This is a genomic window from Sphingobium sp. HWE2-09 (assembly GCF_035989265.1).
GTDB lineage: Bacteria > Pseudomonadota > Alphaproteobacteria > Sphingomonadales > Sphingomonadaceae > Sphingobium.
This window is the reverse complement of record NZ_JAYKZX010000001.1, coordinates 319,134-336,360: the sequence shown is the minus strand read 5'-3', so window position 1 is coordinate 336,360 and position 17,227 is coordinate 319,134. Positions and strand designations below refer to the sequence as shown.

General features: G+C 60.9%; 15 protein-coding genes, 1 pseudogene and 1 other annotated feature. Of the genes and pseudogenes, 3 read left to right on the top strand and 13 right to left on the bottom strand.

What is annotated here, in order from left to right:
- Positions 1–1,196: 1,196 nt before the first annotated feature.
- Positions 1,197–2,425, top strand: a protein-coding gene (locus U5A89_RS01535) for an IS3 family transposase (protein ID WP_338159455.1) whose coding sequence is annotated in 2 segments (ribosomal slippage) — positions 1,197–1,485 and positions 1,485–2,425 — 1,230 coding nt in all. Because the reading frame shifts where the segments join, the coding sequence is not laid out codon by codon here.
- Positions 1,478–1,594, top strand: a sequence feature (AL1L pseudoknot). It overlaps the preceding gene by 117 nt.
- Before the next feature lie 269 nt (positions 2,426–2,694).
- Here the strand turns inward: U5A89_RS01535 and U5A89_RS01530 are convergent.
- The 6 genes from U5A89_RS01530 to U5A89_RS01505 form a co-directional block, all read right to left on the bottom strand.
- Positions 2,695–3,438 (bottom strand): siderophore-interacting protein, encoded by a 744-nt coding sequence (locus tag U5A89_RS01530; RefSeq protein WP_338159454.1) that lies wholly within the window; start codon positions 3,436–3,438, stop codon positions 2,695–2,697.
- A 189-nt stretch (positions 3,439–3,627) separates the two neighbouring features.
- The gene (locus U5A89_RS01525; RefSeq protein ID WP_338159453.1) at positions 3,628–4,248 is read right to left on the bottom strand and encodes an AraC family ligand binding domain-containing protein; all 621 of its coding nucleotides are present in this window, start codon (positions 4,246–4,248) and stop codon (positions 3,628–3,630) included.
- A gap of 38 nt (positions 4,249–4,286) precedes the next feature.
- Positions 4,287–5,084 carry an energy transducer TonB family protein gene (locus U5A89_RS01520; RefSeq protein WP_338159452.1) on the bottom strand — a complete coding sequence of 266 codons (798 nt, stop codon included), beginning with the start codon at positions 5,082–5,084 and terminating at the stop codon, positions 4,287–4,289.
- On the bottom strand, positions 5,081–5,764 hold the full coding sequence (locus tag U5A89_RS01515) for a Fe2+-dependent dioxygenase (protein ID WP_338159451.1): 684 nt from the start codon (positions 5,762–5,764) through the stop codon (positions 5,081–5,083). Before U5A89_RS01515 ends, U5A89_RS01520 begins: the two co-directional genes overlap by 4 nt.
- A gap of 5 nt (positions 5,765–5,769) precedes the next feature.
- Positions 5,770–8,088, bottom strand: coding sequence for a TonB-dependent receptor (locus U5A89_RS01510; protein ID WP_338159450.1), 2,319 nt, complete (start codon positions 8,086–8,088; stop codon positions 5,770–5,772).
- Between the two features lie 35 nt (positions 8,089–8,123).
- On the bottom strand, positions 8,124–8,933 hold the full coding sequence (locus tag U5A89_RS01505) for a tetratricopeptide repeat protein (protein ID WP_338159449.1): 810 nt from the start codon (positions 8,931–8,933) through the stop codon (positions 8,124–8,126).
- A gap of 601 nt (positions 8,934–9,534) precedes the next feature.
- Between U5A89_RS01505 and U5A89_RS01500 the strand changes: the two genes are divergently transcribed.
- Together U5A89_RS01500 and U5A89_RS01495 are read left to right on the top strand one after the other, a co-directional pair.
- The gene (locus U5A89_RS01500) at positions 9,535–9,678 is read left to right on the top strand and encodes an FAD-dependent monooxygenase (protein WP_338159448.1); all 144 of its coding nucleotides are present in this window, start codon (positions 9,535–9,537) and stop codon (positions 9,676–9,678) included.
- Positions 9,679–9,794: 116 nt separating this feature from the next.
- Entirely contained in the window at positions 9,795–10,004 is a 210-nt protein-coding gene (locus U5A89_RS01495; protein ID WP_338159447.1) for a hypothetical protein, read from the top strand.
- Positions 10,005–10,108: 104 nt separating this feature from the next.
- On the opposite strand, the pseudogene U5A89_RS01490 reads toward U5A89_RS01495, so the two are convergent.
- The 7 genes and pseudogenes from U5A89_RS01490 to U5A89_RS01460 all read right to left on the bottom strand — a co-directional run.
- Positions 10,109–10,890 (bottom strand): annotated as a pseudogene (locus tag U5A89_RS01490) (IS3 family transposase); the annotation flags it as partial.
- Between the two features lie 524 nt (positions 10,891–11,414).
- Positions 11,415–11,705, bottom strand: a complete 291-nt coding sequence (locus U5A89_RS01485) for a hypothetical protein (protein ID WP_338159446.1) — start codon at positions 11,703–11,705, stop codon at positions 11,415–11,417.
- Positions 11,706–11,864: 159 nt separating this feature from the next.
- On the bottom strand, positions 11,865–11,990 hold the full coding sequence (locus U5A89_RS01480) for a hypothetical protein (RefSeq protein WP_338159445.1): 126 nt from the start codon (positions 11,988–11,990) through the stop codon (positions 11,865–11,867).
- Positions 11,991–12,080: 90 nt separating this feature from the next.
- Positions 12,081–12,377 carry a hypothetical protein gene (locus U5A89_RS01475; RefSeq protein WP_338159444.1) on the bottom strand — a complete coding sequence of 99 codons (297 nt, stop codon included), beginning with the start codon at positions 12,375–12,377 and terminating at the stop codon, positions 12,081–12,083.
- A gap of 46 nt (positions 12,378–12,423) precedes the next feature.
- Positions 12,424–12,864, bottom strand: coding sequence for a VOC family protein (locus tag U5A89_RS01470; protein WP_445190602.1), 441 nt, complete (start codon positions 12,862–12,864; stop codon positions 12,424–12,426).
- 234 nt (positions 12,865–13,098) lie between these two features.
- Positions 13,099–14,211 (bottom strand): S-(hydroxymethyl)glutathione dehydrogenase/class III alcohol dehydrogenase, encoded by a 1,113-nt coding sequence (locus U5A89_RS01465; protein WP_338159443.1) that lies wholly within the window; start codon positions 14,209–14,211, stop codon positions 13,099–13,101.
- A 111-nt stretch (positions 14,212–14,322) separates the two neighbouring features.
- Positions 14,323–16,905: a TonB-dependent receptor gene (locus U5A89_RS01460; RefSeq protein ID WP_338159442.1), complete on the bottom strand. Its 2,583-nt coding sequence runs from the start codon at positions 16,903–16,905 to the stop codon at positions 14,323–14,325.
- Positions 16,906–17,227: the final 322 nt, after the last annotated feature.

Here is a 17,227-nt window from a genome sequence, read left to right as displayed (position 1 = left end):
CGGCTCCTTACGTGGTGCATCAGTGCAATCCGTGTGAGGACCCACGACTAAGCGTATCTTGGCTGTTGCGATTTTCGCTGTGCCAACGCCAGCGTCAGCGTCGATCATCAACCTCCGCTGCATCGCTGACCATGACGTGCCTGTGGCGAGCAACAAAGGAAAGGTGACTATGGGCAAGTCGTCTTATCCAATCTCCTACACGGTTGACGTTGCAAGGCGGAGCGTCACTTTCCACCACCAAGTTAGGCACCGGCACAACGACGGACGGTGACGCCAATGGCAACGTCAGTAGGGCATCGATAAAAATCGACGCGAATGGCTAGGAAATGCTGACCTACAATAACCTCATGGTGGGCAGATTTACAAGCACGGGCAAACTGACATTTTCTGCGGGCTGGACCAAAGGCGTCAGTGAAAGTTCGGTGTTTCAGAACGGCCGATTTTTGAATGCCGAGACAATCACGATAAGCTGCACAGTTGGGAACCTTTAGGAATAACCGAAACGGCGCGGAAATCAGGCGAAAGCCGCCGCCCGCTTTGCAAGCCGCCTTGCAAGGGAACTGAACGGCCAGGATCGCCCCAAAAAGGGTGACCCTTGGTTTATGCGGTATCCGGACATGGCGATCCTGACGCGTTGCCTCGACGGTGGGCTGCACTGGATAAACCGCATCGAAGGCGCGCGCGAGGCGGTCTATCCGTTGCGGTAGAGGCCCCGATACCAAAGCCAGGTCTCGAATTGCGCGATGGTGCGATGGCCCGCATTGTGAACATTAAGGATCTGCGCGCGCATCGAGGCGGCGATACGTTCGCGGAGGGGCTGGTCCCGTTCGAGGACGGGATGGGGCGAGAGGCGAGAACGAGAACGAGAATCTACCGCTGGCGGGGGCGAGCCGCCTTAGCGCGGCCAACGCCCTGCAGGGGCGGCGGTTGCCGCGTTTGGCGGATTACACGGGCAGTTGATTGTTGTTCGGGAACGACAAGGCGGATGATCGCCAACACACTCACTTGTGATCCAGCCAATCGCAGCACCGTGGGCGAACGGGCTCATCAGATCGCCATGAGCGAGCGAAGCCTGTTTCGCCTTGTCATTGCACAGACAGGCATGAGTTTTGAGCGCTGTCGCCAGCAGTTCCAGATCCTGTTTGAACCGCGCCGGGTTTGTCGGAGGCTCCAACTCTTGAGTAGATGGAGCCGATATGAGCAAGACGACGAACAAATTTGCGCCGGAAGTACGCGAGCGAGCGATCCGGATGGTGCTGGATCACGAGCGGGATTACCCATCGCGCTGGGCCGCGGTGGTATCGATTGCCGAGAAGATCGGCTGCTCACCGCCGACGCTGCATGAGTGGGTGAAGAAGGCTGAGGTCGACAGCGGTAAGCGGGCGGGTGTCCCAGCCGAAATTGCCGACAGGGTGAAGGCGCTGGAGCGCGAGGTTCGCGAACTGCGGCAGGCCAATGAGATTCTCCGCAAGGCATCGGCATATTTTGCTCAGGCGGAGCTCGACCGCCCGTTTCGGCGATGATTGCGTTCATTGACGATCACCGCGATGCCTATGGGGTCGAGCCGATCTGCCGCGTCCTGCCGATCGCCCCATCCACTTATCACGAGCGCGTCGCGCAGCGACAGGATCCGACACGCTTGTCGGCGCGGGCGCGGCGGGATGCGGCCCTCAAGCCGGAGATCGCGCGCGTGTTCGCCGAGAACTTCGCGGTCTACGGCGTGCGCAAGGTGTGGCGGCAGATGATGCGGGAGGGCGTGCCCGTCGCCCGCTGTACGGTCGCCCGGCTGATGCGCGAGATGGGCTTGGCCGGAGTGATCCGGGGCAAGCCAGTGCGCACGACCATCAGCGACAAGGCAGCAGCTTGCCCGCTCGATCACGTTAACCGCAGGTTCTACGCGCCAGCGCCGAACATGCTGTGGGTATCCGACTTTACCTATGTCGCGACCTGGGCCGGCTTCGTTTACGTCGCTTTCATCATCGATACCTACGCCAGGCGGATTGTAGGCTGGCGAGCCAGCAGGACAGCGCACGCAAGCTTCGTCCTCGATGCGCTGGAACAGGCGCTTTATGATCGACGGCCGGCCCATCGGGGCGGCCTCATCCATCATAGCGACCGCGGGTCGCAATACGTGTCCATCAAATACACCGAGCGCCTCGCCGAAGCCGGGATCGAGCCGTCTGTCGGCAGCGTCGGCGACAGCTACGACAATGCTTTGGCTGAGACGATCAACGGCCTTTACAAAGCCGAGGTGATCCACCGGCGAGGACCGTGGCGCAGCTTCGAAGCGGTCGAGTATGCCACGCTCGAATGGGTCGACTGGTTCAACAATCGCCGGCTGCTGGAGCCTATCGGCAACATCCCGCCTGCCGAAGCCGAAGATCAATATTATGCTGCCGCGGACAACATCGATATGGCAGCGTGACTCACAACCCAACGCCTCCGGCAAATCCGGCGCGGTTCAGTTCGCAATCGAACGTCTGACCGAAGGCTGCCCGGAACAGTCGGCAGCCTATGCCCTGGGCTACGAAGGCGCCAGCGCCTTCATCACTATTTTCAAGAAAGCGCTGGGCCAACCCGCGGGCAGTATCTTAGGTCGTGGCGCAATCATAAGCAGCCTGCGCCAATGGAAAGGGATGGTGAAGGGGCTGGTCGGCAGGAAGATGCCACCATCGATGACTCGACCCGTTCTGCCTAATCGAGCCCCTTTTTTCCGGGTGCCCAATATGCCTTGGCCAAAATCCGGGAGCCGGGGACATTCGCGCCGCGAAGCAGCGTCCTCAATCGCTGGACAGACGAGGCTTTGCCGGTCAGCACATATGTTGCGCTTTCGTCGGCTAAATCAAATTCCCCAAGCATTGCGCGGAGTTGTGCGTCATCCGCTCTGCGCTCGAAAACGCGAGCCTGAGTGAGCCCTGCCGCGCGCAAACCAGAAAGGGTTTCTGCTGAGGAATTTGCCTCCAGCACGCAGCTGGGAGGATGCCCATGAGCCGTCCGATAAGCGAGCGCTAGGCCGATCGATGTTTCGTCGCCAAACAAAATCGTGCGGCCAGGCAGCGACTGAAGGTCGAGCGAAGAGCGCGGACCGAAGATATGGCAGGGGTCACCGGTCTTGGCGCGGCGTACCCATTCGCTGCCCGGACCATCGGCATGCGCATACACTAGAAGTCGTGTCATGCCAGCGGTCCTGTCCCACTCGATCGGTGTATATGTTCTCGTCGTAAAAGCAGGTCCCAGCGCGACCTGAATTTTCTCGCCCGCCTTCCACGCTACGTTTTTCAGTTCCGGGCCTTCCAGACCGAGCATATGGAAATTATTGCTCAAATGCTCGCAATTCCCCACCTTGGCATCGCGCATGAAAAATCGGATCAGTGCCTTACCGATAGCGCCCGGTTCGCGCGCACCGGTTTCGCGAGTCGCGGTTTCTTTGTCTGACATTGCAACGATCCTCGATAGCCCACGCTAAAATTTAGTCACAGGCATTCTTAGCCACGTCGATCAACGAAGGATTTGTGCAAAATTGCCAAATGCTTGCGTTCTTCTGCCATTGGTGCCTTCGGGTAGCGCCGCTCACGCGCAATGTTCGATTCGTCCGAGGCCGCTCTGGAGGCTTCTCTTGCTCGTGGGTTATGTCGCCCAGGGGAACGCCAAGGGCATCCGCAGGCGCGGATCGGTCGGCATCGAAAGGTGAAGATGCTTGACCGGCGCCTTGGCGAATTGGTCGATCATCGTCTGGACCAGGCGGCCGTCTGCACCATCGATGTCATGTAGCGGGGGCAGACGCGAAACGTCAGCCACCAGCTCCTTGATGAGCGGCATGATCGAGAACGTGCAGCGGTCCTCCGGCAGCCGCATCATGACTTCGTTATCGGCAAAGAGGATGTAAAGTTCGATATCGCCGACGGAACATAAGCTGTGCTCCATCCCCCCTGGCATCCAGGGCGCGCATTGGCGAGGAACCATCCAAAGCCCGCTTTCGACGGCGCATATGGCCAAACCACGTACAGCAAGAGTAAGCTGTCCTTTGCGATGTGCATGGGGCCGTTGCTCAAATCCCTTGGTCACTAACGCCATGCCCACTGCGGACACGGCGCGTGGAATCTCCTCTGGATCAACTACTTCGGCATCCGCCTCTGACATCGCACCACTCGTTTTTACGCGGAATTGCCTGTCAATCATCTTGAACACGGACGTACGGAACTGCGAAGGATCCCATCTTGATGACGGCATATCAATATCGATAGTCAAAATAGGATAACCTTGCCGCTTCCGCGCGCCAGAAGGCCTTAGCTGCGACGCAGGAAGAACTCGACGGGCACGATCAACTCGATCTCGTCGGGCCTCTCAGGGGGTATCGCAGGAAGCGGTTCGGCGCGGGCGAGGGTGGCAAGGGCTTCCTGGTCCAGCGCGGCGTTGCCAGAGCTGCGTTGGATTAAGGAGGACAGTATATGGCCCTGGCGATCGACGCGGAATCGTAACGTCGCGACGCCTTGGTCGCGCCGACTGCGCGCAGACGCCGGAAACTGCTTGAACCGCTCGAGGCGCGCCAAAACCCGGCCTTCCCAGCTGTCCTTGCCGCTCCTGGTGCCGGAATCAGCCGGTGGCGCCATGGCGGGAGCCGCCGCCACCGGCGGCGGTAGCGACATGGTCGGTACGGACGGCAACGTTACATTGGGAATCATGACCGATGAGGTGGGCATTGCAGCCGCCGGAAGGGCCGGCTCCGGGGCCTGCGGCGACGGAGGGAGGGGCACCGGCTTGACCTTGGTGCGCGGCTGCGGTGGCGCGGGCTTTCCGGGTTCGGGTCGCGGATCGTTCAGCGGCAGCAAGTTGACGACCAGGGGTGCCGAACGGCTGGCGATGTTGGTCGGCGCCTTGCAGATAAGGAAGGCAGCGAGGGCGGCAGCATGCAGGCTGGCGGTGATAGCCAGCGCGTATTTCTTATGGGGGCCAGCGAGCTGGTAGACCGAGCGCTCCACTGGCGTCACCCGGGCCGCCGTTCGATCTTTATCTGCATGGGATGCGCTATGATCGTCAGAATTGGTATCGATGGGCACATCGACGCTCGCCATATCCTCGCTCATAACTCCGCCGCGCGGCGCAGGAGATTGTGATAGACACCGGTCAGGCTCAGGGTGCCGGCGGTATCTTGTCCCAGGTTCTGGCGCACGTCGATGATTGCCATGTCTAGATCGTAAAGTAGCGAGCGCAGCCCCTCATCCTTCACGACCGACTGCGTCCAGAAGAAGGCGCCCCAGCGGCTGCCGCGCGTGATCTCATTGACGCGGTGCAGGCTGCCGGCGGGATAGACGACCATTGATCCAGCCGCCAGCTTGACGCTGCTAGTGCCGTAGCTGTGCTCGATGACCAGTTCGCCGCCGTCATAATCTGCGGGATCGGTAAGGAAGAGGGTGCTCGACACGTCGGCCCGCATGCGAGGTCCAGACCATGGCATGGAGCGGATCGCGCCATCGACATGGGCATCGAACTTCATGCCGACGTCATAGCGATTGAACAGCGGGGGCAGGACGCGAAAGGGGAGGGCCGCACTGTTGAACAGGGCATTGCGCGCCAAGGCCCTCATGACGATTTCGCCGGCTACGCGCGCGGCATCACCCTCCTGCGGAAGTTGGAGATTGTGTTTGGCCTGGGCTGCCAGTTCGCCGGCGGTGACGCGGCCGTCGACCAGATCCGCCGCCTCGATGATGCGGCGGATCTCGGCCAAATCATCGCCGGGCAGGACATCGGGTATCTCTACCAGCATGATGCTTAGAACCTCACGCTGAACGATCCCGTAAAGGCCCGTCCCGGAGCGACTTCCGCACGGTAGAAGAAGGCGGAGGTATATGTCAGCTCGTTGGTGATGTTCGTAACATTGAGCGCCACCCGGTAGTTGTCATTTTCCCAGGAAATTAGCCCATCGACCGTCGTCGCGGCGGGGATACGAAAAAGTTTGTTAGGATCGGCGCTATAGCAGCTGCGGTAATTGAGGCCCCCGCCGATCAGAAGCTTGCCCGGCAGGTCCGGGATAAGGGTGGCGACATCATAAGTTGTCCAGACGGCGGCATTATTCTTCGACACATAAGCGACAGGGTTGCCTGTCGAATCCGTTGGGTTGAATGGCCCGATGGGTCCACCTTTGAGGATCTTGCTGGCAAGATAGGTATAGGAGGCCTGAACGTCCCAGGCCGGTGCCACCTTGCCGGTGATACCGACTTCGATGCCCTGAACACGATCCTTCTCGCCGACCAGCACCGATGCGCCTGTCAGCGGATCCTCATAGCTGCCGCGATCCTTGATCGTGCGGAATGCCGCAGCGGTGAGCCCGAGCTGATCCTTGATCAGGCTCCATTTACCCCCGACCTCGAGAGTATAGTTCCTGTCCGGCGACAGCCCGGGCTGTGATGTCGACACCGAACCCTGATAGCTCAGGTTCTGGCCTTGCGGGGTGAAGGAGCGTGCATAGCTGACATAGTAGCTCTGACCCGGCGTCGGCTCGAAAATGATCGAAGCCTTGGGGCTGAGGAATTGCGTGTCGCCCTTGACCCAGGGACCGAAGGTTCCCGTCGTGCTGTTTTGCGTCGATGTCTTGGCGTTGTAGCTGTCCCAGCGCAAACCGGCGACGATCGAGATCTGATCGGTGAACCAGATCTGGTCGCTTGCGAACAGGCCGATGTTCCAGGCTTTGGCCTTTACGATTCCGAGCGCATCGCTGATAGTGAAGCCCGGCGGGTTACGGAAATCGGGATTGAGCAGCGTGCCGCCGGTGCGCGGCATCGATCCTGACAGGCTTCCAAACTTGTTGTCCTGGAAGTAGGCGTCGACGCCGGCGACCAGTTCGTGCCTGAGCGCGCCGGTCCTGAACCGGGCGGTCGCCGTCGTGATATTCTGCCCGCCTGAGCTTGTCTGGCGCACGCCGACGACCGGCCATACTGTAAACGCCGTGTTGAGATTGCCTTGAAGAACATCGGCCGAACAGGTTCCGAAGTCGGCAAATCCACCGAACCCTGTGCCACAGATATTGGGCGTGAAGGCCATGTAGCGGCTGTATCTGGCAAAGCGCGTGTCGTTTGAAAAGGTCAGCCAGTCGTTCACTTCAGTGCGGAAGCGCGCGGTCACGATATCGACGTTGGTACGGTCGCGATCAGTCTGTTTGCCGAAAAAGTTGCTACGCGGCACGCCATATTCCGTAACGGGAAGCCCATATCCGCTGACGCCCGCAGGCAGGGCAAGGATCGGAACACCCATGTCGGGCCGCCGTCTGCCCTCCTGATGCAGGTAATTGATCGTAAATGTGGTGCTGGTGCCAAAGCCGATGCCGAGCGAACCAAGCACACCCCAGCGCTTGGAATAGACGTCATCGCGATCGACACTATCCTGGTCATGCCACATGCCAACCACGCGCAGGACCGTGGTTTCGCCAAGTTGCTTGTTGACGTCTGCGACGATACGCTTCTGAGGACCGGAGCCGAATGTCCCCTCGAGCCCATAGCTATCGCCCAGATGGGCGGTCTTGCTCGTCTGATTGATCACCCCGCCGGTCGACCCGTTGCCGAAGCTCTGCGAGGAAGAGCCCTTGAGTACCTCGACGCTTTCGACGGCAAAGCTGTCGCGGACATAGGCGCCGAAATCGCGCAGGCCATCGACGTATAGATCGCCCTTGGCATCGAAGCCGCGGATGCGAAAGGCGTCCCCGTTCATACCGCCGCCGCCTTCGCCGGTAGCGACTGTGACGCCGGGCACATATTTGAGGACTTGGTCAATCGTGGTTGCCTGCTGCTGCTGGATCACGACCTGCGGAATCACAGTGATCGTCTGCGGCGTGCCTTGGACGTCGCTCGGCAGACGGTCGAGACCGGTGCCGTGACGCAACATGTTGGGGCTCTTGTTGCTTTCGTCGTCTCCCTCCACGCGAACCGGACCCAGCTCGACGGGCTGGTCGGAGGCCTGCTGCGTCGTGTCCTGTGCATGAGACTCGCCGGCGCCAAATAGCATGAGGCCGCTGGCGAGGCTGGCGGAAAGGGCCGCGGCGGTTCTAGCCTGGCGCAAGACGGCCCCGTTTTGGCCCGATGAAAGTGTATCGGTCATCGAGATAGATGTTCCCTGTTTCTTAAGTGTGTGGATCAGCCCGTGTGTCTGGTCGCACCTGCCGTCGATTTGCAGCCAACGTGCGGGAAGCCCGCAGGCCCCCTCTGCTTGCGCGCGTGTCGAAGCCTCTCCTGAGCATCCGGCACGAGGTCTGGAGTATTGGCGCGGGCATCGCACAGGGAGAGGGCTGCATATCCAATCTCGCGCAGCACCTCATCGTCACTTTCGACGAGCAGCGCAGCCACGCGCCGGCGAAACCCGTCGTCCGAGCGCAGCAGCGCTTGGCGGACCAGCAGCCGGGCCGCATGGGCCTCTCCTGCGTGCATGAGCAATGTCGCCATATTGAATTGCGCCCAATGATCGCCGCGCGCTGCCGCCTGCTTGTACGTGTCCACCGCGCGCCTTGGGTCGGGCGCGGTGCCCCAGCCCTCCTCGTAACAGCGTGCCAATGAGTTCATCGCCTTAAGATGGCCCCGATCGGCTGCCTCCTTGAACAATGCAAAGGCGCGCGGCCGATCGCCGGGATCGCCAAGACGCATGAGGATCTGAGCAAGATTGACCTTACCCCACAGATGCCCCCGCCTGGCCGCTTCCTCGAAATGGACGGCCGCCCTGGAATAGTCGGAAGGGATACCCCAGCCTTTTTCATGGCAGCGCCCCGCCATGTTCCACCCCTCGGCGTCGCCCTGCGCGGCCGCGCGCTCGAACCACAGCAGCGCGGCGTCCGGATCGCACGCGACGCTCCGTTCGTTGAGCAAGAGCTGGCCATAGATGACCTGCGCTGCGGCAGAGCCCTCCTGCGCCGCCTTGCGGATTGCTAGGGCAGCGGCGCGCGGATTACGCACAAGCGTCTCGCGCAGCGCGTCATCGTCCAGATGGACCGGCTTGACGACAGTTCGTATCGGTGCGGGGCGGTGGCTCGACGGCATGTTACGCACTGCCGCTCACGATGGAGGCGCGATAGACAGCCATTCGCCATTCCCTTGATACTCTGCTAATGCTTCGCACTACCTATTAGCGGCGGTTCGATTTTTGCGACTTTGAGATCATGCCAATATGCTTCGCGATCCCGCCAAAGAATGGACATTGGGCGCGACGTGGGACTTTCTGTGAATCTCTTTGGAATGCGCGCTATCGCATCGGCGCCGATGGCGGACACAACGTCGTGCGCGTGGCGTTGGCGATCGAATTTCTCGGCAAGACGCTGGGGGTGCGCGCAATCGTAGCCGACGTGCGCCTGAGCGGTCTGGCACGCGATGCTTGGCACCAGTGCAACGATGGCGACCTGGACCGGCGCGTCGCCATCTGCCCGCTCGCTGGCACTGATTTGTTTCCGGCAGGCGCCCATTTCGCTGCAAGGCGATCCCGACCCGTCGCCCGAAGGGCTCAACCCAATGATTCCCGAGCGCAGGCAGGAGCGATGAGCTGCGCTCGGTTTCCGGGTCGTTGGCCTACGCAATGAATGTGAGGCTGGCCAAGCGCTATCGCGCGGATCGGCTGTTCCTTGTGGGCGACGCCGCGCTCATTCATCCGCCCACCGGGGGCCAGACCCACAACATCAGCATTCAGGACCGCTATAATCTGGGATAAGAGCCCGCGGCGGGGTCGGCGGGCGCACCGGATGCGCTGCTCGATACCTATGAGGAGGACCGGCGCGCGCCCCACGGCTGATGTGCTGAGCCTGTCGATCCTCCTGCTCGAAGGGCATGTTCGACAAACACGGTGACGTGCGCGGGCGCGACACGCACAAGCTTGATATCGGCTATGCGGGATCGTCGCTGTCGCACGATAAGCGCGCCCGCGCGATCGGCGCGCTCGCATATGGCCCGGCGCGATGCTTCACCGACGTTACCACAATATGCGGTAGTCTTCCGCCGGCGGTCATGTCGCCGAACTTACGCCGCTCACCGCCGTGATCCACCCAAACAACGTTCGATTTCTCGACATTAACGACCTCGGCACGGGTGCTAGCGTCAAGCTAACCCATTGATACCACTCAACTTAGTGTCGGATCAGGCTCTAAGGCCGCCAGAACATCCTCATGCTTGAGTTGACGCGCCACGATGAGCGCCAGGTACTCCCGGCTGGCCTCATCAATGATGGTCAGGATGCGGAGCTTGCGGCCATCATGCGTGCGCCCTTCGACGAAGTCGTAGGCCCATACATGTCCCGGATATTCCGGCCGCAGGCGGATGCAGGATCCGTCATTGAGCCATAGACGCCCGCGCTTTGGTTGGCGCTGCGGAACCTTCAGCCCCTCACGCCGCCAGATCCGTTAGACCCGCTTATGGTTCACCGTCCAACCCGCATGGCACAGCAACGCCGTCACCTGGCGGTAGCCGTATCGACCATATTGCTTTGCCAGTGCGATGATGTCCTCCGTCAGCGCCTGCTCGTCATCCGCCCCGCGCGGCACCTTGCGCTGCGTCGATCGATGCTGACCCAGCACCCGGCATATCCGTCGCTCGGATACCGGAAACTCTCGTCGCACATGATCAATGCAGCGTCGCCGCCGCGCGGGGCTTACAAGTTTCCCTTTGCCGCCTCCTGCAGGATCAGCTTGTCCAGGGTCAGATCGGAAATCGCACGGCGAAGCCGCTGGTTCTCCTTCTCCAGATCCTTCATCCGCCGCGCCTGATCGGTCTTCAGCCCGCCATATTCCTTCCGCCAGCGATAATAGGTCTGCTCGCTGACCGCGATCCGGCGGCAGGCTTCGGCCGTGCTCGCTCCCTGTGCCAGCACAATCTCAACTTCACGCAGCTTGCCGATAATCTCTTCCGGCTTGTGCTTCTTGCTCCGCATTCGTCGTCCCTTTCGTGGTTCAGACTATCATAGTCTCCGGGCCACTCAGCGGGGGGCAGATCATCATCAACGGGGATGCTATACCATCATTCGAATGCCGCTTTCAGGTTTGTCCTGGCCATTCACGAACGGCGGCCCATAGGCGGCTACGGGTTGGTCAGGGTCGCGGTATTGTCGGCCTATCAAGTCCAGCCCGGACTGCTTCTTCCCCCGCGTACCATAGAGCTTGACGTTTTGGGTCGTTCAGAATCCCGGCGAAAAGCAAGACGCAGTTTTGCTCGAACACCTTGTCGTCGGATGGAATATTGATAACCCTCCAGAACTCACTCATCTATTTCCGCCCGCCTGTCCGACCTCATACGTGCGTTGAAGCCCTTCGGTCCATCATCACGCACGTTCTCCTATCGTTCCTTGTCGCCGATAGTCGTCTGTCCCGCAATGCACGGTGGTGCTGAAATCAACGTGCGACACGTACACACAGGTAGGGGGGTGCGGGGAAGTACTGATGGCTATCTCTGGTAGCGTCATGTCGCCGGTGGGTTCGCCATCACTATATTGCTGAACTCGGTGAAGGCGCCGACATTGAGGATTGTCGGATCCGCCGCACGCACGCGGTGCAGGATATTGCTAAGGTCTCGCGTGTCGTAGCTTAACGTCTGCCGCTCGGCGAGCGCATCAATCAGGCGAACGACGACCCTTGGATAGTTGTCGGGATGAGCGGAATGCCGCAGCCGATCGAGCTCATAATAAGCGTTCGTGCGCACGAGATGGGGGATGATCGCCTCGACAGCTTCCGGAAACCTCGTGTCCGTCACGATCGCAATCTGCGCAAAATGCTCGGAGGTTGATCCGGACTGGATGCCCGGCTCGGGCGGCCAGATATTGGCGATCCAGGGGACAACCCGCCGCGACCAGATGGAATAGGCCGTCTTGGCAGTTCCGGTGGTATCACCCTCTTTCTCCGGCTCTTCGGACTACGCGAGGAAATGCGTTATCCAGGACAATGCCTCGGCGCGATGCCTGTCGGTCATGGCGCGCAAGGCCGCCCGCACCACATCGTTCGGAATCCCGTTCTTCTCGATGTCGAGGACCACGAGCATCAGCAGTTGGACAAGCGGCTTTGCCATCTCGCCGATTGTCTCGAGATGCCCATCCTGGAAGACCTGCGGGAAATAAGGACGGATGACGGGCTAGAGCTTCTCATCGATGCGCGGCTGCCAAGTATAACCTTGCCAAACCGCCGATGCTTCGCCTTCCGAAGCTGCCCAGTCGAAACTTGGGATCAGCCAAGCTTTGGTCCAGTCCGGATCGACCGCAAACAGATAGGATAGGCGGGATGCGGCGATGACTCTTGCCGGTCGATGGATCGCGGAACCTGGGGTCATGAGCCTTTCAGCACGATCGCGCAGATCGCCAGGGATCTTCGACGCGACCTTGAGCGATCGGGCGAACAGCAGCGCAAAATAAGCCTGCGCGAGGATGCCCATCGAGCTGTTGATCGCATGCGTTACGACATCCTGAAGTGACACGCAATCAGCCAGCTTTGGTGAATGCATAGCTGCAAATCTTGTTGCCCGCCGGATCGCGCAGATAGGCGGCATAGGCGCCCGGGAGATGGCTGCGCAGACCCGCCGTTCCCTCGTCAATACCGCCGTTTGCGAGGCCAGCTGCGTGGAAGGCATCGACCTCTTCAGTGCTGCCGGCTGCAAAGCCGATGGTCACGCCGTTGCTCGATGGCGCTTCGCCATTGCCGGGACGCGCGATGATGAAGGCTGGCTTGTCCTTGCCGTAAAGCACCCAGCCATTGCCGAAGGGGCCGAGATTGTTGATGTCGATTGCGCCGAGTGCGCTACCGTAGAATTTGGCTGACGCCTCGACATCGGCGGCGCCGATTAAGACATGCGGAAAAACGTTGTCGCCAGAAATGACTGCCATTTTATACTCTCCTTCAGTTAAATTCTTCGATATTGCCAAAGCGATCGAGCAACCGGTCGGCGACGCTCGCGCGGATCGGCACTCCCGCCAGCAGCTTGAGCCAAGTGTTGAGGCTGATGCCGAACTGCTCCATGATGTGGTCGGGCTTGCGCGAACGCAGGCGCTTCCTTAACCGCTGGACGATCTGGGGATCGATGTGTCGCGTTGCGGCGCGCGAGTGCGGGACCGAGCCGTCAGGGCCGTCGCTCCCATGGGCTTGATGGACGGACGTCATCAGAACACGACGACGCTGCGGATGCTTGTTCCGGCGTGCATCAGGTCGAAGCCTTTGTTGATCTCTTCGAGACTGAGGACATGGGTGATCATCGGGTCAATCTCGATCTTGCCGTGCATGTACCAGTCGACGATCCTGGGCACGTCGGTGCGGCCCTTGGCGCCGCCGAAAGCCGATCCTTGCCACACACGACCGGTGACGAGCTGGAATGGATGGGTGGAAATCTCCTTGCCCGCCTCAGCCACACCGATCACGGTGGAAACGCCCCAACCTCGATGGCAGGCTTCGAGCGCCTGGCGCATCACCTCGGTGTTGCCGGTGCAATCGAACGTATAATCGGCGCCGCCATCGGTGAGGGTCACGAGATCGGCGACGACCTGCGCCGTGCTATTACCTCTGGGGTTGTAGAAGTTGGTCATGCCGAAGCGCATGCCCCAGTCCGCCTTGCCGTCGTTGAGATCGACACCGATGATACGGTCGGCGCCGACCATGCGCGCGGCCTGCAGCACGTTGAGGCCGATGCCGCCCAGGCCGAAGACGATGACGTTGGAACCAGGCGTGACCTTGGCAGAGTTGAAGACCGCCCCAACGCCGGTCGTCACGCCGCAGCCTATATAGCAGCTCTTGTCGAAGGGTGCGTCCTTACGGATTTTCGCTACAGCAATCTCCGGCAGGACAGTGAAGTTGGAAAAGGTCGAACAGCCCATATAGTGAAAGATCGGCTGCCCCTTGTAGCAGAAGCGCGTCGTTCCGTCGGGCATCAGCCCTTGGCCCTGGGTCGCGCGGATGGCGGTGCACAGATTGGTCTTGCCCGAAAGACAGCTTTTGCACTGGCGGCATTCGGGCGTGTAGAGCGGGATCACATGGTCGCCGGGTTTCACGGACGTCACGCCCGCACCGACCTCGCGCACGACACCCGCACCCTCATGTCCCAAGATCGACGGAAAAATTCCCTCACTGTCGAACCCGTCCAGCGTATAGGCATCGGTATGGCAGATTCCGGTCGCCATGATTTCAACCAGCACCTCACCCACTTTGGGCCCTTCCAGATCGATTTCGACGATTTCGAGGGGCCTTTTCGCTTCGAATGCGACGGCTGCACGTGTCTTCACAGATTACTCCAGATCATCAATGAACGGCTGCCGCCAAGGGCCGGCCTTCATTCTGTTATCGGCTCAAGTCGAAAGGAGGAGGGAAGACAGAGCCTCCCCTCCCAGTTGCCGTCAGAAGCGCAATGTGGCTTCGACTCCGTAAGTGCGCGGCAGAGCGCGTACGATGTACCCCGCACCGGTGATGCCTTCATTGGGATAGCCGGCCGGAAAGTAGAGCTTGTTCGACAGGTTCTTGCCCCAGAGCGAGAGCGTGTAACGGTCCGCGACATAGCTGATGCGGCTGTTGAAGACCCAATAATCGCCTTCACCTTGCGTATACTGCCCGCTCGCGAGATTGGGCAGGACACCGCGGCTGTAATCCTTGAACGTGTCGTAGTAGAAACGCCCCGTATAGGCGGTGTCGCCATGCACCTTGATCTTACCCTCGCCGATATCCACCGCATCCCAGTCGAAGGCGAGATTGACCGATGTCTTGGGCGCATAGGGGAAGGGGTTGCCGCCCACGCTGACGTTGCCGGCCCCCGACTGAACGCATGAGCCATCCTGCGCGGGGAAGAGGCCGCTCAGGTTGAGCGCGGCGCATGCGGCCTGATCATACCCCTTATATTTGCTGTCGAGGATGCCGAGCGAGGCGCTGAGCGTGAGGCGATTAGTCGCGGCGAACTCGACGTCGAGTTCGAGGCCTTTCATAGTCCCGTCGAGCGTGATGATGTTGGCGGTCACGCTCGGATCGACCACCTGGCTCTGTTGGTTCTTGTAATCATAGTAAAAGAAGCTGCCGTTGATCTGCAGCCGATTGTCGAGGAAGCGGGTCTTGAAGCCCACCTCGAAGGCGTTCACCTCCTCAGGCTTGACGAAATAGACCTGCGGCGAGCTGATATAGGCGAGCCCGTTGAACGTGCCGGCGCGATAGCCGCGACTGTAACTGCCGTAGAGCATGACGCCGTCCACCGGCTTCCAGTCGAGGATGGCGCGTCCCGACACGCGGCTTGTCTTGCCGCTCTTGTTGATCCCGCCTGGATAGGGATCGGCGGTCGCGGGAATGACGACGGTTCCGGCTTCGTTCCGCACCGGCGCAAGGAAATAGGGCGCCCCGTAAGCGGAGACGGCCAGCATCCGGGCATTGCCGGCATCGTCATAATAGGTTGTGAGGCCATCCTTGTAGTCGGTGGTATCGGTTGTGTAGCGCAGGCCCGCAGTGAGCTTGAGCGTTGGCGTGAGCTCGTAGCTCCCTTCGCTGTAGATCGCCCAGCTTTCACGGTTCTGCTTGAAATGCTGTTTGCCGCGAACGCCAGTCGGAACCGAGCCAGCCGAGAGCGCGGTGCCGTTGAAGCCGCCAGCAGGGTTAAACCAGGTCGCGGGCAGGCCGACCGCCGCGCGCACGTCGCTCAGGAAATTGAAGATGTCGATGTCATTGTCGGAGGTGACACTGTCCCAGCCATAATAGGCACCGACGATCACCTTGAAGGGGCCGCTGCTGTAGTCGAAACGAAGATCCTGGTTGAAGGCCTCGAAGGACGAGCGATAGCCGTTTGAACACAGGCGCAAGGGGCCGCTGTCGCAGTCCGTCGCGGTCTGGAGATAGAGGCCGGAGTCATAGCCGGTGATCGAGGTGAGATTGAGCTTGTCGGCAAGCTCGGCCTTCACCGTCAGGACCGCGCCCTCGGCCCGCGTCACAGCGCGACCGATCGTGTCCTGCTCAATCTGCGTGTCGGACAAGCCGACCCGGCTGTAGGTGCTGGGCAGCAGCCCGGCGCCATTGTCGCCGAGTAACTGGAACAGGGGCGCCAACGGGAAAGCCGGGTTCTCGTAGTTGATCACCTCTGGGTTGGCACGCGAGGGGCCCGCGCCCAGTGACGCGGCGACGCCGCCGGTCGATTTGGCCGCATAGCCTTTCAAGGTGACATCGAGGGTATCGGTTGGCGCGAAGCGTAGCGTGCCGCGAATACCGTAGCTTTCGTCACCATTGGGATCGCGTCCGGTTGCATAGTTGAGACCGGAAGCGCCAGCGGCGGCAGTGGTGTTGAGCCCGGCTGGCATCAGATTATGGATATAGGGATCGGATTTGACGTAGGTGCCCGCGATGCGGATGCCCAACTGGCCTTCTACTGGCGTCAGTTCGATCGCGCCTTCGGCGCTCTTGCGATCGTAATTGCCGTAACCCAGCGTCAGATAGCCATTGGCGCCCTTCATCTGCGGCTTGCGGGTGATGAAGTTGATCGCGCCGCCGGTCGTGTTGCGGCCATAGAGCGTGCCCTGGGGCCCGCGCACCACTTCGACTTGTTCCAGATCGTAGAGCTGCTGCCCCTGGCTCGCCCGGAAGGTCTGGTAGACCTCGTCGACGTAAACGCCGACCGGCGAAGCCGCGCTGGCGCTCAGCTCGGTCCCCACGCCGACGCCGCGCAGCGTGAAATTGGGCTGCTGAGAGCCATAGGCCGATGACACCTGGAGATTGGGCATCGAGGCGTTGAGGTCCGATGTGTCGAACACCCCCTTGGCGGTAAGCGCCGAGGCGGAGATTGCCGATACCGCGACCGGCACATCCTGTAGATTTTCAGAGCGCTTGGTCGCAGTGACGACGATCTCTTCCAGACCGCCTGATTGAGCCTGCTCCTCGGCGGCCTGCTGAGCGAGCGCCGGCGTGGCAAGGCACACCGCGATCGCAACAACGCTTATGGATCCAACCCTTTTCATACGAACCTCCCTGTTCGGGCCACTGCATCCCAGTGCATTTCGTGGCCCAGTTTCGCCTGGACGCCGGCTTGCGAGGGTGGCGCTACCCTTTGCCCTCGACTCCATTGTCAAGGTCCAAGGTGCCGGAGAACTGATACTCTTCTTAGTGCCTCTTCCTCGCTAATTGATGGTGCCAGATGGGGCGATCGGGCCTGTGGCGCCATCCCTGGGTTGCGGGCGCGCGGCAACGCGCGTGGCAAGGCGACCAGCCCGCTCATAGCCATTGCCCGGCGGCCCGATTACCTGGTCACGCGTGCTGAAGCGCCAGGTCGGACGGGCCGCT

Excerpts from the sequence above, each read along its gene's own strand:
- U5A89_RS01530 (WP_338159454.1), bottom strand. The coding sequence starts at position 3,438 with ATGTCAGACAAAGAAACCGCGACTCGCGAAACCGGTGCGCGCGAACCG.
- U5A89_RS01520 (WP_338159452.1), bottom strand. The coding sequence starts at position 5,084 with ATGAGCGAGGATATGGCGAGCGTCGATGTGCCCATCGATACCAATTCT.
- U5A89_RS01515 (WP_338159451.1), bottom strand. The coding sequence starts at position 5,764 with ATGCTGGTAGAGATACCCGATGTCCTGCCCGGCGATGATTTGGCCGAG.
- U5A89_RS01510 (WP_338159450.1), bottom strand. The coding sequence starts at position 8,088 with ATGACCGATACACTTTCATCGGGCCAAAACGGGGCCGTCTTGCGCCAG.
- U5A89_RS01495 (WP_338159447.1), top strand. The coding sequence starts at position 9,795 with ATGTTCGACAAACACGGTGACGTGCGCGGGCGCGACACGCACAAGCTT.
- U5A89_RS01480 (WP_338159445.1), bottom strand. The coding sequence starts at position 11,990 with ATGCTCGTGGTCCTCGACATCGAGAAGAACGGGATTCCGAACGATGTG.
- U5A89_RS01475 (WP_338159444.1), bottom strand. The coding sequence starts at position 12,377 with ATGGGCATCCTCGCGCAGGCTTATTTTGCGCTGCTGTTCGCCCGATCG.
- U5A89_RS01460 (WP_338159442.1), bottom strand. The coding sequence starts at position 16,905 with ATGAAAAGGGTTGGATCCATAAGCGTTGTTGCGATCGCGGTGTGCCTT.